The 18,003-nt window shown below is 66.1% G+C and carries 14 protein-coding genes; 3 read left to right on the forward strand and 11 right to left on the reverse strand.

Features of this window, described 5'->3' with window-relative positions:
* Positions 1-16: 16 nt before the first annotated feature.
* The gene (locus ACSQ23_RS08760; RefSeq protein ID WP_055875417.1) at positions 17-1,120 is read right to left on the reverse strand and encodes a polyamine ABC transporter substrate-binding protein; all 1,104 of its coding nucleotides are present in this window, start codon (positions 1,118-1,120) and stop codon (positions 17-19) included.
* Positions 1,121-1,783: 663 nt separating this feature from the next.
* Between ACSQ23_RS08760 and ACSQ23_RS08765 the strand changes: the two genes are divergently transcribed.
* Positions 1,784-2,707, forward strand: a complete 924-nt coding sequence (locus ACSQ23_RS08765) for a pseudouridine-5'-phosphate glycosidase (RefSeq protein ID WP_436090365.1) — start codon at positions 1,784-1,786, stop codon at positions 2,705-2,707.
* The gene (locus ACSQ23_RS08770; RefSeq protein ID WP_436090366.1) at positions 2,704-3,597 is read left to right on the forward strand and encodes a carbohydrate kinase family protein; all 894 of its coding nucleotides are present in this window, start codon (positions 2,704-2,706) and stop codon (positions 3,595-3,597) included. The genes ACSQ23_RS08765 and ACSQ23_RS08770 overlap by 4 nt, the downstream gene beginning before the upstream one ends.
* A gap of 250 nt (positions 3,598-3,847) precedes the next feature.
* Here ACSQ23_RS08770 and ACSQ23_RS08775 read toward each other — a convergent pair whose 3' ends face one another.
* The 3 genes from ACSQ23_RS08775 to ACSQ23_RS08785 form a co-directional block, all read right to left on the reverse strand.
* Positions 3,848-4,456 carry a hypothetical protein gene (locus ACSQ23_RS08775; protein ID WP_436090367.1) on the reverse strand — a complete coding sequence of 203 codons (609 nt, stop codon included), beginning with the start codon at positions 4,454-4,456 and terminating at the stop codon, positions 3,848-3,850.
* 98 nt (positions 4,457-4,554) lie between these two features.
* Positions 4,555-7,110 carry an ABC transporter permease gene (locus ACSQ23_RS08780; RefSeq protein WP_436090368.1) on the reverse strand — a complete coding sequence of 852 codons (2,556 nt, stop codon included), beginning with the start codon at positions 7,108-7,110 and terminating at the stop codon, positions 4,555-4,557.
* Positions 7,107-7,802 carry an ABC transporter ATP-binding protein gene (locus ACSQ23_RS08785; protein WP_055875434.1) on the reverse strand — a complete coding sequence of 232 codons (696 nt, stop codon included), beginning with the start codon at positions 7,800-7,802 and terminating at the stop codon, positions 7,107-7,109. The genes ACSQ23_RS08780 and ACSQ23_RS08785 overlap by 4 nt, the downstream gene beginning before the upstream one ends.
* A 220-nt stretch (positions 7,803-8,022) precedes the next feature.
* On the opposite strand from ACSQ23_RS08785, the gene ACSQ23_RS08790 reads away from it, so the two are divergent.
* Positions 8,023-9,078, forward strand: coding sequence for an acyltransferase family protein (locus ACSQ23_RS08790; RefSeq protein WP_055875437.1), 1,056 nt, complete (start codon positions 8,023-8,025; stop codon positions 9,076-9,078).
* Between the two features lie 23 nt (positions 9,079-9,101).
* Here ACSQ23_RS08790 and ACSQ23_RS08795 read toward each other — a convergent pair whose 3' ends face one another.
* The 7 genes from ACSQ23_RS08795 to ACSQ23_RS08825 all read right to left on the reverse strand — a co-directional run bounded on the left by ACSQ23_RS08795 (position 9,102) and on the right by ACSQ23_RS08825 (position 17,884).
* On the reverse strand, positions 9,102-10,829 hold the full coding sequence (locus ACSQ23_RS08795; protein WP_436090369.1) for a glycoside hydrolase family 9 protein: 1,728 nt from the start codon (positions 10,827-10,829) through the stop codon (positions 9,102-9,104).
* 19 nt (positions 10,830-10,848) lie between these two features.
* Positions 10,849-11,835: an ABC transporter ATP-binding protein gene (locus tag ACSQ23_RS08800; RefSeq protein WP_055875440.1), complete on the reverse strand. Its 987-nt coding sequence runs from the start codon at positions 11,833-11,835 to the stop codon at positions 10,849-10,851.
* Positions 11,817-12,785 (reverse strand): ABC transporter ATP-binding protein, encoded by a 969-nt coding sequence (locus tag ACSQ23_RS08805; protein ID WP_055875443.1) that lies wholly within the window; start codon positions 12,783-12,785, stop codon positions 11,817-11,819. Before ACSQ23_RS08805 ends, ACSQ23_RS08800 begins: the two co-directional genes overlap by 19 nt.
* Positions 12,778-13,797 (reverse strand): ABC transporter permease, encoded by a 1,020-nt coding sequence (locus ACSQ23_RS08810; protein WP_082527890.1) that lies wholly within the window; start codon positions 13,795-13,797, stop codon positions 12,778-12,780. Before ACSQ23_RS08810 ends, ACSQ23_RS08805 begins: the two co-directional genes overlap by 8 nt.
* A 58-nt stretch (positions 13,798-13,855) precedes the next feature.
* Positions 13,856-14,839 carry an ABC transporter permease gene (locus ACSQ23_RS08815; RefSeq protein ID WP_055875447.1) on the reverse strand — a complete coding sequence of 328 codons (984 nt, stop codon included), beginning with the start codon at positions 14,837-14,839 and terminating at the stop codon, positions 13,856-13,858.
* A 206-nt stretch (positions 14,840-15,045) separates the two neighbouring features.
* Entirely contained in the window at positions 15,046-16,722 is a 1,677-nt protein-coding gene (locus ACSQ23_RS08820) for an ABC transporter substrate-binding protein (RefSeq protein ID WP_436090370.1), read from the reverse strand.
* 109 nt (positions 16,723-16,831) lie between these two features.
* Positions 16,832-17,884: a LacI family DNA-binding transcriptional regulator gene (locus tag ACSQ23_RS08825; protein WP_055993723.1), complete on the reverse strand. Its 1,053-nt coding sequence runs from the start codon at positions 17,882-17,884 to the stop codon at positions 16,832-16,834.
* Positions 17,885-18,003 lie beyond the last annotated feature (119 nt).

Consider the following 18,003-nt stretch of genomic DNA (forward strand, 5'->3'; position numbering starts at 1 on the left):
CGCCCCCTGAAGGAGATTACAGACCGGTTTTGATGCGGGTCCAGGTCCGGGTCAAGACCTCTTCGAACTCAGGCGAGTGCGCCTTCATCACGAAGGCCTTGGCGATAGTCTCGGCCGGCGGATAGATGCCCGGATTCGACTTCACTTCCTCGTTTACGAACTCCAGCGCGGGCAGGTTCGGGTTGGCGTAGAACACGTAGTTGGTGATCGCCGCCACGACCTTGGGCTCAAGGATGTAGTTGATGAACTTCAGGGCGTTATCCGGGTGCGGTGCGTCGACCGGGATGGCGAGGAAGTCGAACAGCGTCGCGGCGCCTTCCTTGGGGATCAGGTACTTGACCTCGTTGCCCTGAGCGGCCTGTGCGGCAGCGTCGGACGCAATGAAGATGTCGCCCGAATAGCCGAGTGCCAGGCAGATTTCGCCGTTGCCGAGATCGTCGATGTACTGGCTCGAGTGGAAGTAGCGGATCGACGGCTTGATGCTGGTCAGCAGCGCCTCGGCCTTGGCCAGGTCTTCCTCGCTCTCGGAGTTCGGGTCGAGGCCGAGATAGTGCAGCGCAATGCCGGTGACTTCCGACGGGCTGTCGAGCACGGCGACGCCGCAATCCTTGAGCTTGGCGACCACCTCGGGCTTGAACAGCAGGTCCCAGCTGTCGATCGGCGCTCCGTCACCGAGCGCCGCCTGCACCTTGGCGACGTTGTAGCCGAGCCCGATGGTGTTGATCATGTAGGGCACGCCATGGGCGTTGTCCGGATCCTGCGAGGCGGCGGTTGCCATCACGGCGGGGTCGAGGTTGCCGAGGTTGGTCAGCTTCGACTTGTCGAGCGGCAGGATCAGGCCGGCCTTGATCTGGCGCTCGAGGAAATTGCCCGAGGGAACGACGATGTCGTAGCCGGAATTGCCGGCGAGCAGCTTGGCGTCGACGATCTCGTTATTGTCGTAGACGTCGTAGTTCACCTTGATGCCGGTTTCGGCTTCGAAATTGGCGATGGTGTCTTCGGCGATGTAGTCCGACCAGTTGTAGATGTTGACGACATTGTCCTGTGCCAGGGCCGGCGCTGCGATCAGCAGCGCTCCCAAGGCCACGGTAATTTTGGCGATGAGCATCGGTTTGTGCATGGTGGTCTCTCCTTGATCAGTACCGCGGATGGCCAGCGGTCATTGCCTCATAGTCCGGACGCGTGCGGCGCCGGTTGACGGATCGTGGGCGCAAGGCCCGGCGAATAGCGATGTATTGGGTGCGGATGTCGTGTTCTGTCGCGCGATCGAACTGAAAAGTCTCAGAACTTTTCCTGATCTCACTCTGAGGTGACGACTATGTCGGGGAGCGGGTGCGCGGGAGGGTAGGCCAAGCAGCGCGGGTGTCGCGCCGGGAGAATTCGGGTTCGCAATGTGCCCGGAGCCGGGCGCCCATCGATCCGGCGGAGGCTCCGGATCAACAATGACGGTAAGCAGTGACGTGACCCCTCGCGACAGGCCTTCCAGCCGGGCTGAAACCTAGTGGCAAATCCGACGTGGAGCAAGGGTCTTAGGGGGATTTGGCGGGGGTGTTAGCGGGTGGAACAGCGGGCCGCCGGTGGCTGTGGACCCCCACCCCTGTCCCCTCCCCCTCAACAGGGGGAGGGAGACCAAAACACCGGCACCAGTGTGAGGGTCTCCCTCCCCATTCTTAGGGGGAGGGGACAGGGGTGGGGGTCCACAGCCACCGGCCTCTCGGGAGTTGAACTCGCGACGATTTCAGTTCAAGTCAGGCAAAACCTCGTACCTGAAAGAGCAAGCCTCGTGAGCCTCAAGAAGCACCTGTCCATCTCGCCCGCGGTCAAGAAGGCGCTCGACGCCGGCCAGCCGGTGGTGGCGCTCGAATCCACCATCATCACGCATGGCATGCCCTACCCGCAGAATCTCGAGATGGCGCAGAATGTCGAGGCGGTGATCGAAAAGCACGGCGCGGTGCCGGCAACGATCGCCATCATGGACGGCAAGTTCAAGGTCGGCGTCACGGCCAAGGATCTCGAGCGACTGGCGCAGACCGGCGGCAAGGCGGCCAAGGCGTCGCGCCGCGACGTCGCGGCATTGCTGGCATCGGGCGAAGTGGCAGGCACGACGGTGGCAACGACGATGATGGCGGCGGAAGCCGCCGGCATCCAGGTGTTCGCCACCGGCGGCATTGGCGGCGTGCATCGCGGCGCCGAGACCACCTTCGATATCTCGGCCGATCTCGAGGAGCTCGGCCGCACCCAGGTGGCGGTGGTGTGCGCCGGGGCCAAGTCGATCCTCGATATTCCCAAGACTTTGGAAGTGCTGGAGAGCAAGGGCGTGCCGGTGCTGGGTTTCCAGACCGCGGATTTCCCGGCGTTCTGGGCCCGCCAGTCGGGCGGCAAGGTCGACCATCGGGTGGAAAGCGGCAAGGACGCGGCCAAGGTGATCGCGCTGCAGTTCGCGCTCGGGCTGGGCGGCGTGCTGGTGGCCAACCCGATCCCCGAGAGCGCGGCGCTCGACAAGGATGAGATCGAGGGCCGGATCAACGAGGCGATCAAGGGCGCCGAAAAGGAAGGGGTGAGCCGCAAGGAGCTGACGCCGTTCCTGCTGAAGCGCATCTTCGAATTGACCGACGGCAAGAGTCTGGTCGCCAACATCGCGCTGGTCGAGAACAATGCGCGCGTCGCCTCCGAGATCGCGGTGGCGCTGGCCAAGCTCAACAAATGAACGACAGCACCGGTCGGGTCATCGTCATCGGCGACGTGATGACCGATGTCATCGTGATCCCGGAGGGGCCGCTGGTGCGCGGCTCGGACCGGCGCGCACAGATCACGCAGCGCCCGGGCGGCTCGGGCGCCAACCAGGCGGTGTGGCTGGGGTCGATGGGTACGCCGGTCAGCTTCGTCGCCCGCGTCGGGGCGCGCGACAAGCCGCATCTCGAGGCGTATCTGCGCGGTTTCCATGTCGATCCGGTGCTGATCGCCGATCCGGTCAAGCCGTCGGGCATCCTGGTGGTCATCGTCGATGCGGGCGGGGAGCGGAGTTTCCTCACCGATCGCGGGGCGAACCTCGATCTGTCGCATTCCGATATGCCGGTGTGGCTGCTCGAAGAGACGCGCCACGTGCTGGTTTCCGGCTATTCGCTGTTCGCGGAAAAACCGCGACATGCAGCGCGCTGGATGGCCGGCGAGGCGCAATCGCGCGGCATCCCGGTGGCGGTGGACGCGGCCTCGGTGGGGTTTGTCGAGGAGGTTGGGGCCCAGAAATTCCTCGAGTGGACCAAGGGGTTCTCGACACTGTTCGCCAATGCCGATGAGGCGGTGGCGCTGGCCGGCAGCGACGATCTCGAGACGCAGATGCGGGTACTCGGGCCGAACTACGGGCGGGTGGTGGTCAAGCTCGGCGCCGGCGGAGCGGCTGTGGGTGATGCGTCGGGTGTCAAGCTGAAGCTGCCGGCGCCGGCAGTGAAGGTGGTCGATACGACCGGTGCGGGCGATGCGTTCGCCGCGGCGTTCGTTTCGGCGGAATTGCGCGGGGTTGATCTCGAGACCTGTCTGAGGCGGGGGATCGAGGCGGGGTCGGCGGCGGTGACCAAGGTGGGTGGGCAGCCGGATTAGGGGGTTGAGAGCTGAGCCCTGGGTTAGCCGGATAAACTGGCCGTCATCCTGGCGCAGGCCTATGTGCCCTACGTTATGGTCGTGCCCACCCACCGGCTGTCATCCCAGCGAAAGCTGGGACCCATCTATCCGCTTGCGCTGCGGCGAGTTGGGTCCCTGCTTTCGCAGGGATGACACCGAGTGTGGGGCGCCGTCTGGTGGATCCGCTTCGCAGGGATGACAGCCCGTGGGTGGGCGATCGAGAGCCCCGCTACTCCACTTCCATCCCGCACCAGTCCAGCGGCTCCTGCACATATTTGCCGCGCGTGCCTTCGATGTCGCCGAGTTCGGCGATCAGATGCGAGCGGACGTCATCCACCGTGGCGTGCGGGGCGGTGAGGCCGCAGCCGCGGGCGAGCTGGTATTGCGCGTTGTCGATCGCGGCGACTTCCTTGCCGGCTTCGGTGATGCGTTTCAATAGCCGCAGCAGGTGGCCGTCGGGGGCGAAATAGAGCCGGCCTTCCCGAGTGAGGGCGGGGCCGGTGGCGCCCTCGGCCACGTTGGGGGAGAGCATCGCTGAATAGATGAAGGCGAGGCTGCCGTCGGGGCGGTAGCACGAGGTGTCGGTCTGGGTGGCGATGGCATCGATCAGCCAGGTCTGCACCAGCACCGAGGGGGCAGCGTCACCGCCATCGTGGAACTCAAAATGGTCGGCATAGCCGCCGTCGAAATTGCGGCGCCAGCCGGTCCAGTCGTTGGGAGCGCTTTCGAGCAGCTTCGAGCAGGCGTCCCAGGCGGCGCGCACTTCGTCGATCGCAGGTTCGGCGGCATGCGCCATTGGCGTGAGCAGCAGGCTGAGGGCGAAGAGCAGTCGGCGCATGGAAATCTCCGAATTTTCTTCGCAACCTAGACTTTGGCCGCCCCCTCCACCAGCTTCGCTGGTCCCCCTCCCCCGCCACGCGGGGGAGGATCAAGAGATCACTCCTCGCGCAGGAAGCTCGCGGGGCGGGTGGAAAGCGCCGACCAGGTGGTGAGCATGCCGACGGCGATGGCGAGCGCGATGGTGCCCGCTGTGACCCAGATGAGCAGCGACGGATCGGCCCAGAAGTCGATCTCCAGCACGAACTCGACAAAGGCCCAGGTCCCCGCAAGGCCGAGCAACGCCGCGAGCACCGCGGCGAGGAGGCCGAGCAGGCCATATTCGACGAGGTAGGCGCGGACCACGTCGCCGCGGGTGGCGCCGAGCACCTTCATCACCACGGCATCGGATTCGCGCTGCTTGCGACCAGCCGCCATGGCGCCGGCCAGCACCAGCACGCCGCTGACCACGGCGAGGCCGCCGATCACCTCGACCGCGGTGGTGACGTTGGCGAGGATGGCGGCGAAGGTTTCGAGCGCCTCGCCGACCGGCAGGAACAACAGTTCGGGGAAGCCGGCGACGAGGCGCTGCTGCACCGCCGTTTCCTCGCCCGGGACGGCCTTGAGCAGCCCGAGATAGCTCAGCGGGAAATCGGCGAAGGCGTTGGGCGACAGCACGAAGCCGAAGTTCACACTGCCCGAGCGCCAGGCGTAATCGCGGAAGCTGCCGATCTTGGCCTTCACCTCTTCGCCGAAGACGCGGAAGGTGAGGACGTCGCCGAGCTTCAGGCCGAGCGGTTCCTTGAGGCGCTGGAACACCGAGACTTCCGGCGTGCCGATGAAGCTGGGCGGCCACCAGCTGCCCTCGGTGATGGTCGATTGGTCGGGCAGGGTGTCGGAAGCGGAGAGCGGGATTTCACCCTCGAGCACGAAGGCGAATTCGGCCGGCGGCTTGCGGTTGAGCTCGGCGATCGGCGTGTCGTTGATCGCTTCGATGGCGCCGGTGACCATGGGCAGCGAGGCGAAGCTCTCGACCGATTTGTCGCCCACCGAAAACTCTTTCAGTGCGTCCACCTCGTCCTCGAACAGGTCCATGAAGACAAAGCTCGGGGCGTTGGGGATCGACTCGCGGGCGAGCTGGTGGCGGAGGTTCCCGTCGATCAGCGCGATGAGCAGCAGCAAGGCGAGGCCGAGCCCGAGCGACAGGATGACCACCGGGGCCGGGGCGCCGGGGCGCCAGATCGATTTGATGGCGTTGCGGAGCGCGGCGTTCCCGAGCGGCGGGATCAGCCTCAGGCCGCGTTGCAGCAGCCAGGCGGCGCCGCGCAGCACGAGGAAGGCGCCGAGGACGCCAATGGCGTACCACAGCACCAGCAGCGGACGGCCGGTGGTGAGGGCGGCCAGCGCATAGATGCCGGCGGCGGCGAGGCCGAGCGGTAGCCACAGGCCGGGCTTCAGCACATCGCGCCAATCGAGCCCGCCTTCGACGGCCGAACCAGCGGAACGGAACAACAGTGCCGGTTTCAGCTTCTCGGCGCGGCGCAGCGGCAGGTAGCCGAAAGCGAAGCCGGTGAGGGCGCCGAAGCCGGCGGCGGTCCACAGCGTAACAATGTCGACCACCGGCGGCAGCCCGAGGCCGAGCAGGCCACCGAGAATGGGCAGCAGCACCATGGTGAGGAGCGTGCCGAGCAAGAGGCCCAGAACGATGCCGGCGAGGGTGAGCAGCATCACCTGGGTCAGGAAGTGGACGAGGATGCGCGGACCGGTGGCGCCGAGCGCCTTCATGGTGGCGATGGAACGCTGGCGTTCGGTGACATAGGCCGAAATCGCGTTGGAGACGCCGAGCCCGCCGACCAGCAGCGAGGACAGCCCGACGATGGTGAGGAAGCGGGCGAACATGTCGAAGAAGCGCGCGAGATCGGCCGTGGCGTCCTTGGGTCCGGCGAGCTTCCAGCCGGCTTTGGGGAAGCTGGTCTCGATCGATTGCATCGCGGCATCGGGATCGGTGCCATTGAGCAGGATCTTGTAGCGGTAGCTGGCGAGGACGCCGGGCGCCAGGATGCCGGTGGCGTTGAGCGCATCGACCGACATCAGCACGGGGAGGCCGAACTGCAGGCCGGCGGTGATGCGGTCGGGCTCGGTGCCGATAATGCCGGTGAGGGTAAACGTGGCATCGCTGATGGTGAGCTGGTCGCCAAGCTTCAGGCCCAGGCGATCGAGCAGCAACTGATCGGCGACGAGACCGAAGCTGCCGTCGGCGCGAGGGGCGAGGAGCGAGGGCAGCGGGGCGTCGGTATCCTTGACGGTGACGCTGCCGATCAGCGGATAGTTGGCATCGACGGCGCGGATGGCGAGGAAGCTGTTCTGCTCGCCCGCATCGGCGCGGCCCATCACCTCGACGACTTCGCCGAGCTTGCCGAGCCCTGCGAAAGCCTGCCGCTCCTCCGGGTTGGCGGCGCGATAGGAGAGCTGGGCCTCGATATCGCCCCCCAGCAGGGTGCGGGCATCGCGCAGCAGCGCCGATTGCAGCGCCGCGCCGACCGAGCCGACAAGGGTGATGGTGCCGACGCCGAGCGCCAGGCAGGCAAGCAGGATGGTGAAACGGCGGAGGTCGCCGCGCAGGTCTTTCAGCGCCACCCGCAGCCAGCCGCGCAGGGTCGCGGCCGCAGTGTTCACGCCGGCACCCGCTCGCTGAGATGGCCCTCGTTCATGCGCAACTGGCGGTCGGCCTTCCTGGCCAGCGAGGGATCGTGGGTGATCAACAGGATGGCGGTGCCGCGCTCGCGGGCGATGCCGAACATCAGCTCGATGACATGGGCGCCGGTTTCCTGATCGAGGTTGCCGGTGGGCTCGTCCGCCAGCAGCAGTTTGGGGTTGCCGACGATGGCGCGGGCGAGGCCGACCCGCTGCTGCTCGCCGCCTGAAAGGGCGCTCGGCAGATGGGTCAGGCGGCCGGCGAGGCCGACATCGCCGAGCGCGGCAGCGGCGCGGCTCTGGATTTCGGCCCAGGGCAGCGACGGCTCGGCGATCTCGAGGGTAAGGGCAACATTCTCGAGCGCGGTCAGCGACGGGATGAGGTGGAAGTTCTGGAACAGGATGCCCAGCGCATTGCGCCGGAAGATGGCGAGCTGGTCTTCATTGAGCCTGGCGATATCGGTGCCGGCGACGGTGATGGCGCCCGAACTCGCCTGTTCGAGGCCGGACAGCACCATCAGCAGCGAGGTCTTGCCGCTACCCGACGGGCCGACGATCGCTGTCACTTCGCCGGCGGCGAGGCTGAGGTCGACATCCCTAAGGATGTGCAGCGAAGTGGCGCCGCTCTTCAGATGCAGGTTGATGCCTTTGGCATCGACGACGGGAGCGGGCATGGGACGGCCGGTTTGCTGGTATTCACAAGCACATAGTGTGTCGCCGCTGCCGTTCAATGGAAAGGCCTGGCGAGGGACTAATCCATGGCGCGGCCTTCGGGTTCCGGCGGTGCCGCAGCTGTGACGAGGTTTGCGCCGCCATCTTAACCGTAGCGCGCGACGAGGGCTTGGGCGGGGCGGCGGGAATGCTATGGCAGAGGGTAAACGAAAGGTTACCCGGATGGCTGGCAAGCTCTACTCGGTCCAGTACCTGCGCGGCCTCGCGGCATTGCTGGTGGTGATCGCGCATGCCTCGGCCCATCCGCTGGCAGACCCGACCTACCTGCAACTGCGGCTGGGCCAGTTCGGGGTCTATCTGTTCTTCGTGATCAGCGGCTTCATCATGGTGGCGATCTCGGGTTCGGGGCCGTTCTCGGCGCTGGAATTCCTGAAGCGCCGGGCGATCCGCATCGTGCCGCTGTACTGGATCTTCACCACGCTCGCGGCGCTGCTGGCGCTGCTGGTGCCGACGCTGTTCAAGAGCACGGTGTTCACGTTGCCGCACTATGTGCAGTCGATGCTGTTCATCCCGCACGAGGCGCCGGGGCGTGGCGGCACCAGCCCATTGCTGAGCCTGGGTTGGACGCTGAACTACGAGGTGTTCTTCTACCTGGCATTCGCGCTGCTGGCCGCGCTGGCGGCAACCGGACGGGTGCTGACGCTGACGATCGCATTCGTGGTGCTCTACGTGACCGGCGCGACGCTCAAGCCGACCGATCCGCTGCTCAGCTTCTACATGACCCATGCGGTGCTGGCCTTCGTTGCCGGCGCCTGGGTGGGCCTCGGACAGATCAAGGGCGTGTTCGCGCGGTTGCCGAGCCCGGCGATGCTGGGGCTGGTGGGGTTGGCCGTCGTTGCGACGGTCATGGCGTTCGGGCTCGACCAGACACCCCATGAGACGGCGCCGGTCTTCGTGGCGCTGGTCATCCTGGCGGTGGCGCTGCTGGTGCTGGGGCTGGTGCGCGAGGCGGTACTACCGCGCAGCGCCTGGCTGGAGAGGCTCGGAGATGCCTCTTACGCCACCTACCTGGTGCACATGTTCGTGGTCGGGGCGGTCGTCGGGGTCGGAACGCGCCTGCTGCCGGATGGTCCGCTCAGCTATTTCGGCATGGTCGCCGCAGCGATCGGCCTGGCGCTGCTCGCCGGAGTGATCGTCCACGAACGCATCGAAAAGCCGCTGCTGCGGATGCTGCACAAGCGGCCGGCGGCAGTGCGCGCGGCGGTGCCGGCGCAGTAGCGCCGGCCGCCAGCTCGGGTGGCTCAGTACTCGGTCATCGCGAGAAGGAACCAGGCGGCGTGCGGGAGCCATTGCTCGCTCCAGCGCCAGGATTGGAACGGGTCCTCGGTCTCGCAGAAGCCGATATCGGTTTCGTCTGAAAGCGAGGAGGTGATGCCGTTGCAGATGCCGCCATCGGCATTGGGGAACTTGGCGGGTCCGTAAATCGCCCAGTTGCGGCCAAAACCCTGCAGCATCGAGGCGTGGTAGGGGTTGAGGCCGAGGATCCAGTCCAGCGTCCGCTGCGACTGCACGCGCGCAAGCTCGGCGGCTTCGGCATCGACATGCGGCATGGCGCGGCGCAGCGCGTAGGCGAGGCTGCCGAGGCGGGCGTTCTCGCCCTGCCACCAATAGCCGCTGTCATTTCCGTGCGGGTAGAAGAACTGGGTGCCGATCTCGCCATCGCTGCGCTTCACCAGCTGGCGCGGGTAGGCGAAGGGGTTTGCCACCTCGGCAGTGATCTTGGCGAGCTGGCGGACCACCTTGCCGAGCGCGGCGGAGACGCGCGGCCGATCGGCCTCGGGGGCGATGGCGAGGTAATCCACCAAGGCGGCAATCGGCAGGCCTTCGTCGGAGGCGTGGAAGAACGGCCGGGTGTCGTTGTCGGCGCGCCACCAGCCATCATAGCCATGGCCGCCGGTCAGGCGGTCGAGCAGGCTCGTGGCGCGTTCGCCGGCCTTCACCAGGTATTCGGGCTTGTGGGTGGAGCGGCTGAGTTCGGTGGCGGCGAGCAGCGCGCAGTAATCGTCGATGATGTTTTCCTCGCCATTGTCGAGGTATGCGAGGTTGTGCACCTCGAGGTGGGCGAAGGCGCGCTCGGCGGTCGCCAGATACTCAGCGGCGGTGAATTCGCCGTCCTGTCTGAGCCGCGCGGCACGGGCGAGGGCGGCGATGGCCATGCCGCCGCCCTGCCGGTAGCCGGCTTCCCAGCTGTCGTGCTTATGGCCCTTCTGGGTGGAGTAGGAGCAGATCTCGCGCTGCGCCGTATCGCCCGACCAGCGGTCGAACACCGTCATGTAGAACATGCCCGCGGGGTCGCACATGCGCACCAGGAAATCGGCGCCCCAAAGCGCTTCGGTACGGAAGGCGGCGTGGAGGTTGGTATCGAAATGCGGGCAGATCGCCGCCTTCGACAGCGCCCAGACCACCAGCGGGGTCTGCTGCGGGTTCATGAAGTTGGCGTAGCTCAGATGGCTCAGATATTTCGACACGTCGCCCGAGGCGTCGTACCAGCCGCCATGCACGTCGACACGGGCGTTGCGCTTGTTGCCGATGAAGGCGATGGCGCGGTCGGCGCCGAGGTAAGGCTCCGCCGTGCGCTGGCTCCGGAAATAGCCGAGCAGCGCACTAGAGAAGCGCTCGGCGTAGAGCTGTTCGGCGATTTCGAACGGCTCCGAGACGAGGCGGGCGCCGGCGGCATCGAGGGCTTCGAGCAGGAAACGGCCGGTGCCGGTGAAGGCGGTGAACTCGGCGCTTTGCCAGCGCTGGGTCTTCCAGCGGTCGACGCCGGCGGCCGCGTCGGGCGTCGTCTCGAAGACGAGCTCGCCGGTCGCTGCGTCACGCAGGCGGAGCGCAGTGAAGCCGGGGCCGTCGCCGAGCGCCAGGACGGCGAATTTCGGGCCGGCGGCTTCGTAGCCGACCTGGTTGGTGGCGATGGCGCGGCTCGAAAACAGCTGAGGGTATTGGGCGTTGATCGCCAGGAGCTGGTTCATCCTTGGGGGTCCGGTCAGGTCAGAGGTGGTGGCAGCGGGCCATGTGGCTGTCGCCGACGGGTGTGGGGTCGGGCATGATTTCGCGGCAGATGTCGGTGGCGCGCGGGCAGCGCGGCGCAAACGGGCAGCCACGGCTTTCGGCGGTCCAGAGCGGGATATCGGCCGCACGACGGACCGCGGCGCCGGTGATCTTGTGCTTGGGGTTGGGCACCGCCGCGATCAGCAGCTGGGTATAGGGGTGGCGGGGGTGATCGGTGATCGCCTCGCTCGGCCCCTGTTCGACCAGGTGCCCGGCATACATCACGGCGGTTTCCTCGGCGAAGTAGCGGGCGGTGGCGATGTCGTGGGTGATGTAGAGCGCGGCGAGGTTTTTCTCGCGCTTCAAGTCTTCGAGCAGGTTGAGGATCCCCAGGCGAACCGAGACGTCGAGCATCGAGGTGGGCTCGTCGGCCAGCAGCACGGTGGGGTTGACCGACAGGGCACGGGCGATGGCGACGCGCTGGCGCTGGCCGCCGGAGAGTTCGTGCGGGCGGCGCTTCAGATACTCCGGAGCGGGGACGAGACCGACCTGAGTGAGGAGGGCTTCGCTCTCGGCCCGCACCTCTTTGCTGCTGAGCTCGGGGCGGTGGAGGCGGAGCGGCCGCTCGAGGATATAGCCGATGGTCTGGGTGGGGTTCAGCGAGCCGAATGGATCCTGGAAGATCATCTGCACTTCGGCGCGATAGTCGGTCAGCGCCTTGCCGCTGAGTTTTCCCACATCGGTGCCGCGGAAGCTGATCTCGCCGGCGGCTGGCTCGTAGACCCGGGCCAGCATGCGGGCGCAGGTGGATTTGCCGGAGCCGGATTCGCCGACCAGCGCCAAGGCGCGGCCGGGGGTGAGCTGGAGCGAAATGCCGCTCAGCGCCCGCAGCGTCGTGCGTTTGCCGACGAGACCGCCAAGCACGAAGCGCATGTCGACATCGCGCATCTCGAGGATGGGCGCTTGGCTCATGACAGCAGATGGCATGCTGCTTCTCCTCCGGTGGCGGGCGTGGGGCGGAGTTCGGGGGCAAGGCGCACGCAGACCGGGATGGCTTCGCCACAACGGGGCGAGAAGCGGCACCCCTCGGGCAGGGCGCTGAGGCTGGGCGGCGAGCCGGCAATGCCCTCGAGGCGGACGCGCGGCCCGCTGAGCGGCGGGAAGGAGCGGCCGAGCGCCCTGGTATAGGGGTGCTGCGGGGCGGTGAGGATAGCGCTAGCCGGCGCCACTTCCACCAGCTCGCCGGCATACATCACGCCGATGCGGTCGCAGAACTCGATCATCAACCCGAGGTCGTGGGTGATGAACAGCACCGAAAAGCCGAAGCGGGCCTTGAGCTCGCAGATCTGCTCGATGATGTCGCGCTGCACCACCACGTCGAGCGCGGTGGTGGGCTCATCCATGATGATCAGCTTGGGCTCGAGCGCCAGCGCCATGGCGATGCAGATGCGCTGGCGCATGCCGCCCGAGAACTGGTGCGGATAATCGTCGAGACGGCGCGGGCTGATGCCGACCAGCTCGAACAGTTCGGCGGCGCGGGCCAGGGTTTCGGCGCGGCTGGCTTTCGGCCGGTGCGCGAGGATGGCGTCCTCGATCTGCTCGGAGACCTTGATCACCGGGTTGAGCGCATTCATCGCCGACTGGAAGACGAAGCTGACTTCGCTCCAGCGATAACGGCGCAACCGCTCGGCCGAAAAGCTCAGCACGTCTTCGCCCATGAAACGCACGGCGCCGCCCGAGACGAGGCCGGGCAGCCGGGTAAGCCGGGCCAATGCGAAGGCGACGGTGGATTTGCCGCAGCCGCTTTCCCCGGCGAGCCCGAAAGCTTCACCGGGGCGGATGTCGAAGTCGATGCCGTTGACGGCGCGCGACACGGTGTTGGCGCCGACATAGTCGACGGTGAGGTTGCGGACCTCGATGAGGGGTGCGTCAGACAAAGTCGGCACTCCGGTTGCGGCGCCGGAGGAAGCGGCGGATGGGGCCGATACGGCGGGTGGCGGCGAGCTGCGGGTTGGTGATCTCGTCGACGGCGAAGTTGACCATGACGAGCGCCGCGCCGGTCAGCATGATGGCGATGGCAGGCGGCCAGATCTCGTACCAGGCGCCGGTCTGCAGCGCCTGCGCCCGCATGGCCCAGTAGAGCATGGTGCCCCAGGTCACCGAGTTGGGACTGCCCAGCCCGATGAACTCCAGCGCCGCCTCAGCGAGGATGCCGTAAATGGTGGCGAGCACGAACCCACCGACCACGAACGAGCTCATGTTGGGCAGAATCTCGCGCACGATGATCCGCCATTTCTTTTCGCCCATCAGCTCGGCGGCGAGCACGAATTCCCGGTTCTTCAGCGCCAGGGTCTGGGTGCGGATGGTGCGCGCACTCCAGCCCCACCCGGTCAAGGCAAGGACGAGGCCGATTACGGTCGGCGACGCCTCCTCGATGAAACTGGCGAGGACGATGATCAGCGGCAGCGCCGGCAGCACCAGCGAGACGTTGACGAAGAAGGTCAGCACCTCGTCGGTCTTGCCGCCGAAATAGCCGGCGGAAATGCCGACCGCGAGGCCGATCAGGGTGGCCGAGAAGCCGGCGATGAAGCCGACGGTGAGGCTGGCGCGGCTGCCTTCGAGCAACTGGCTGAAATTGTCCTTGCCCTGGCGCGAGGTGCCGAGGAAGTGCTCGACCCCCGGCTGCACGTGCGGCTTACCGGCGCGGCGATAGGGGTCATAGGGGGTGATCAGCGGCGCCAGCAGCGCCAGGATCATGAAGATGGCGAGAATGGCGAGCCCGAACAGGCCCTTCTTGTTGGTGACGAACAGCTGGGCCCAGCCGGGGAGTCTGGCGAGGAGGCGCGAGCGCGGCTTGAGGCCGAGCTCGGCCATCAGCTCGCGCTGGGTGGGGGCGGTGAGCTCGGCGCGCGGTGGCGTGGTGGTAATGGCGGGGAGGATGTCGGTCATGGGGAGACCTCCAACAGCCAGGCCGGTGCGAGGGGGGGCAGCTTGCACAGAGCCATCATCATGCCCTCCCTGCCGAACGGAGACGGGGGTCGAGGATGACGTTAAGGACGTCGGAGGCGAGGTTGGCGACGAGCACGCTCATGGTCAGCAGGATCAGTTGCGCCTGGATGAAGGAGTAATCACGGGTCTGGATGGCGTTGAGGGTGAACTTGCCGAGCCCGGGATAGTTGAACACCACCTCGGTGATGAAGGCGCCGCCCAGCACAAAGCCGATCGACAGCGCCAGCGAGGTGATCTGCGGCAGGATGGCGTTGCGCGCTACATAGCGGTTGCGGATGCGCCGGTCGGATAGGCCCTTGGCCTTGGCGAGCAGCACAAAATCCTCGTTGAGCAGGTTGATCATGGTGTTGCGCATGCCCAGGTGCCAGGCGCCGAAGCTGACGATGACGATCGAGGCGACTGGCAGCACGGCATGCCAGGCGACGCTCAGCAGCGTTTCGAGGTTGAAGCCGGGGGTGAGGTTCATTTCGTGGGCCCGGCCGAGCGGGAAGATCGGCCACTGCATGGTGAAAGCGTACCAGAGCAGCAGCGCCACGACCGCCGGGGTGAAGGCGTTGAGCATCACGTTGATCGGAGTGAAGAAGGTGTCGAAGAAGCCGCCACGGCGCCAGGCCGACCAGATGCCCATGGTGATACCGATGCCGAAGGAGAGGGTGGTAGCGGCGCCGACGAGGACCAGGGTCCAGCCAGCGGCGTAGAATAGGAGGCTCGCCGTCGGCTCGGGGAAATTGACCGTCGAGATGCCGAAATCTAAATGCGCGAGGCGCCAGAGATATTGCAGGTACTGGTCCCACAGCGAGCCCGAGAAGCCATAGGTCTTGCGGATGGCGTCGATCTGGTCGGGCCGGAGCTTGCCGCGCAGCGACAACAGGATGCGGGTGGCCGGGTCGCCCGGCATCAGCCGCGGGATCAGGAAATTGAGGGTGATCGCGACGAAGAACGCCCCGAAATAGAAGCCTAGCCGTCTCAGCAAGAACGCCATTGCCTATCCTTTGGCCTCGGTCACCTCTCCCCTCAGGGGAGAGGTCGGCGCGCAGCGCCGGGTGAGGGGTTCAGATCGTCAGCCTGCTCTCTGCTGCAGCATCGCACGGTGGCGTGCTGCCGCGGAACGCGAGTGTAGAGGCTGCACCCCTCACCCTGACCCTCTCCCCTGAGGGGAGAGGGGACGCGAGGGCAGCGACTCCGAGACTACTTCACCACTGGCGACAGGCTCAGCAGCACCTTGACGCGTTCGTGGATGCCGGCGGGGTTGTTGGGGCGGGCCCAGGCGTTGGACTCGTCCGGCCAGCCGGTGAAGTTGCGGGTCGAATACTCGTACCAGGCGGGGTTCGAGAACAGCGTGATCACCGGCAGGTTCTCAGCCACCTGCTTCATCACCGAGGTGATCTTTTCCTTCTGCACCGCGACGTCGGCGGTGGCGCTGATGGCGGCAAGATCAGCCTCGATGCCCGGGATCTTCATCTGGTGCATGGCCTGCTCGTTGAGCGTGCCGGGCACCATCGAGCGCGGGTTGAACATCGAGTAATAGGTGAACCAGGGGGTGGAGCTCAGGTTGGTCCACATGATGTAGACGTCGAAATTGCCGGTCGGGATGTTGTCGAACCAGGCGCCTTCCTCGGGCGTCTCCATCTCGCCGTTGATGCCGATATCCTGGAGGTTTTCCGAGACGGTCTGCAGCGTGTTCACCCAGTCGTCCCAGCCGGCCGGCACGGCCATCTTGAAGGCGATCGGGGTGCCGTCGGGGTTATCGCGCCAGCCATCGCCGTCCTTGTCGACGAAGCCCGCGTCATCGAGCACTTTCTTGGCCGCCTCAGGATCATAGGTCATCAGGTACTGGTAGGGCGCCAGCGCCGCCGTATCGATCCAGTCCTTGTAGAACATGCCTTCGCCGATCGGGTACTCGGCCGGCGTGGTGAGCCCGAAAGTGGCGATGTCGACCAGCGTGCCGCGGTCGATGGCCATCGACATGGCCTTGCGGAACTCGAGGTTGTTGAACGGCGCCTTGGTGGTGTTGAGCTGGAGGTTCGTGCCGGCGTCGGGCGGCAGCCAATAGTGGTTGTCCGGGCTCTTACTGGCATAAGTGATCTCGGGATCGGTGATGCCATCGGTGGCCCAGTCGAGATCGCCATTGGTGATGGCGGCGATCACCTGCAGGTTGTCGGAAAGCTGCGGGTATTCGATGCAGTCGACCTTCACCTCGGCGGCTTCGCGATAGAGCGGGTTCTTGCAGAGCTTGAAGGCGTTGCGCGAGAAATCGCGCACCTCGGTGAAGGGGCCGGTCGCCACCACTTTGGGGTTGGCGTAGTTCACCGGGTCGGCGATGTCCTTCCAGATATGCTCGGGCAGCGGGAAGACCGGGCCGATATTGAGGCGCGCCAGCGAGTCGGCGGTCTTCAGCTCGAAGCGGACGGTGTGGTCATCGACCGCCACCACGTCGACGATCGAGCCGGTGTCCTTTTCAGCATTGTAGATGTCGTAGCCGATGGGGAAATCGAGATGCGCCTTGGCGTAGTTGAAGGTGAAGACCACGTCGGCGGCGCTGAACGGCTCGCCGTCGGACCACTTGACGCCCTCACGCAGGTGGTAGGTGACGCTCTTCAGGTCGGCGCCGACTTCGTAGGAGGTGGCGAGGGCCGGGAAATCGTTGTCAGGGTGCCAGACATTGTCGATCCATAGCGGCTCATAGGCGAAATCCTGCACATAAGCGTGCGGACCGGTGAGATTGTAGGGGTTGTAGTTCTCGACATGCGCGTCGGTGTGGACCGGGGCGATGCGGATGATCACCTCGGCGTCGGCCGTGGTGGCAAGGGTAGCGCTCGTAAGCGCGGTGGTGGCGAGAAGGGTCAGTAAACGCAGTCGGTGCATGGCTTTGTCTCTCCCTGTGAGATCGATCCCATATCGATCAGCCGTTTGCAGTCGAAGAAGCTCCTGAGGCGTAGTCCTTGGTTGTCGCGAGATCCTGATCTCGCTCTGGTCAACTCGCAGTCAGCGCCGGCGCAACCGTGCGGGGCGTCGGCGAAAGGCTCCGGGCCGGGCCGACGCTCTGGCGCATGATCAGCTCGGTGGGGATGGTGATGACAGGTGCAGCCGGCGGCTCGCCATCGAGGATGGAGAGCAAGAGGCGAGTGGCGACGCGGCCGGCCTCGTCGACCGGCTGGCGCACCGTGGTGAGGCCGGGGGTCAGATGCCGGGCGTGGAAATTGTCGTCGAAACCGAGCAGCGAGATCTCCTCGGGGACCCGCTTGCCGGCGGCCTTCAGCGCCAGCAGCGCGCCGGCCGCGACGTCGTCGTCGCCGGCGAAAATGGCTGTGGTCTCGGGGCGCTCGACCAGCAGCCGGGCGGACGCCTGTTGGCCGAAGGTTTCGGAGAAGCTGCCGTGCTCGACATAGATGTCGTCGCGGGCAAGCCCGAAGCCGGCCAGTGCCGCGTCGATGCCGCTGAGACGCTCGTGCGTGTCGCGATAGATGGTGCCGCCGGAGAGATAGGCGATGTGACGGTGGCCCTGGTCGAGCAACAGCCGCATGCCGGCTTCAGCACCTGTGGCGTTGTCGATGGTGACGCGAGCGCGGGCTGGTGGGCACTCGTTGCCGCCGACGGTGACCACCGGGGTCTTCGAGCGGGCGATGATCTCCAGCACGTCGTCGCGCAGGGCGTTTTCGAGATAGAGGATCAGCCCGTCGCAGGCGCGATCGAGCAACTCGATGATGGCGTGCGCCTCCTCATCGCGATCGGCGTAACCGGAGGCGACGATGATGCTCTTGCCGGCGCTGCGCGCGGTTTCCTGCATGCCGCCGATCATCTGCGCATAGAACGGGCTCGAGACGTTGACGACGACGCCGCCGATAATGTCGGATCGGTTGGAGCGCAGGCCCCTCGCCATGGTATTGGGGCGATAGCCGAGTTCCTGGATGGCCGCTTCGACGGCCTTGCGGGCTTCGTCCGAGACATAACCGTTGCCGGCGATCAGCCGTGAAACGGTGGATCGCGAAACGCCGGCTTTCTTCGAGACGTCGGTAATCGTCGCCATGGGAACTCGACATGAGATCGATCCCACATATCAGCGTGATGCGGCAGGTGTTGTCAACGGGGTGCGGTGAGCTGACCGGAATCCGGTAGACATGTTCAGTTGCCATTCAGTCGGCGCAA

The sequence above is a fragment of the Devosia sp. LjRoot16 genome (assembly GCF_964252795.1).
Lineage (GTDB): Bacteria > Pseudomonadota > Alphaproteobacteria > Rhizobiales > Devosiaceae > Devosia_A.

Excerpts from the sequence above, each read along its gene's own strand:
- ACSQ23_RS08760 (WP_055875417.1), bottom strand. The coding sequence starts at position 1,120 with ATGCACAAACCGATGCTCATCGCCAAAATTACCGTGGCCTTGGGAGCG.
- ACSQ23_RS08770 (WP_436090366.1), top strand. The coding sequence starts at position 2,704 with ATGAACGACAGCACCGGTCGGGTCATCGTCATCGGCGACGTGATGACC.
- ACSQ23_RS08775 (WP_436090367.1), bottom strand. The coding sequence starts at position 4,456 with ATGCGCCGACTGCTCTTCGCCCTCAGCCTGCTGCTCACGCCAATGGCG.
- ACSQ23_RS08785 (WP_055875434.1), bottom strand. The coding sequence starts at position 7,802 with ATGCCCGCTCCCGTCGTCGATGCCAAAGGCATCAACCTGCATCTGAAG.
- ACSQ23_RS08790 (WP_055875437.1), top strand. The coding sequence starts at position 8,023 with ATGGCTGGCAAGCTCTACTCGGTCCAGTACCTGCGCGGCCTCGCGGCA.
- ACSQ23_RS08795 (WP_436090369.1), bottom strand. The coding sequence starts at position 10,829 with ATGAACCAGCTCCTGGCGATCAACGCCCAATACCCTCAGCTGTTTTCG.
- ACSQ23_RS08800 (WP_055875440.1), bottom strand. The coding sequence starts at position 11,835 with ATGCCATCTGCTGTCATGAGCCAAGCGCCCATCCTCGAGATGCGCGAT.
- ACSQ23_RS08810 (WP_082527890.1), bottom strand. The coding sequence starts at position 13,797 with ATGACCGACATCCTCCCCGCCATTACCACCACGCCACCGCGCGCCGAG.
- ACSQ23_RS08815 (WP_055875447.1), bottom strand. The coding sequence starts at position 14,839 with ATGGCGTTCTTGCTGAGACGGCTAGGCTTCTATTTCGGGGCGTTCTTC.
- ACSQ23_RS08820 (WP_436090370.1), bottom strand. The coding sequence starts at position 16,722 with ATGCACCGACTGCGTTTACTGACCCTTCTCGCCACCACCGCGCTTACG.
- ACSQ23_RS08825 (WP_055993723.1), bottom strand. The coding sequence starts at position 17,884 with ATGGCGACGATTACCGACGTCTCGAAGAAAGCCGGCGTTTCGCGATCC.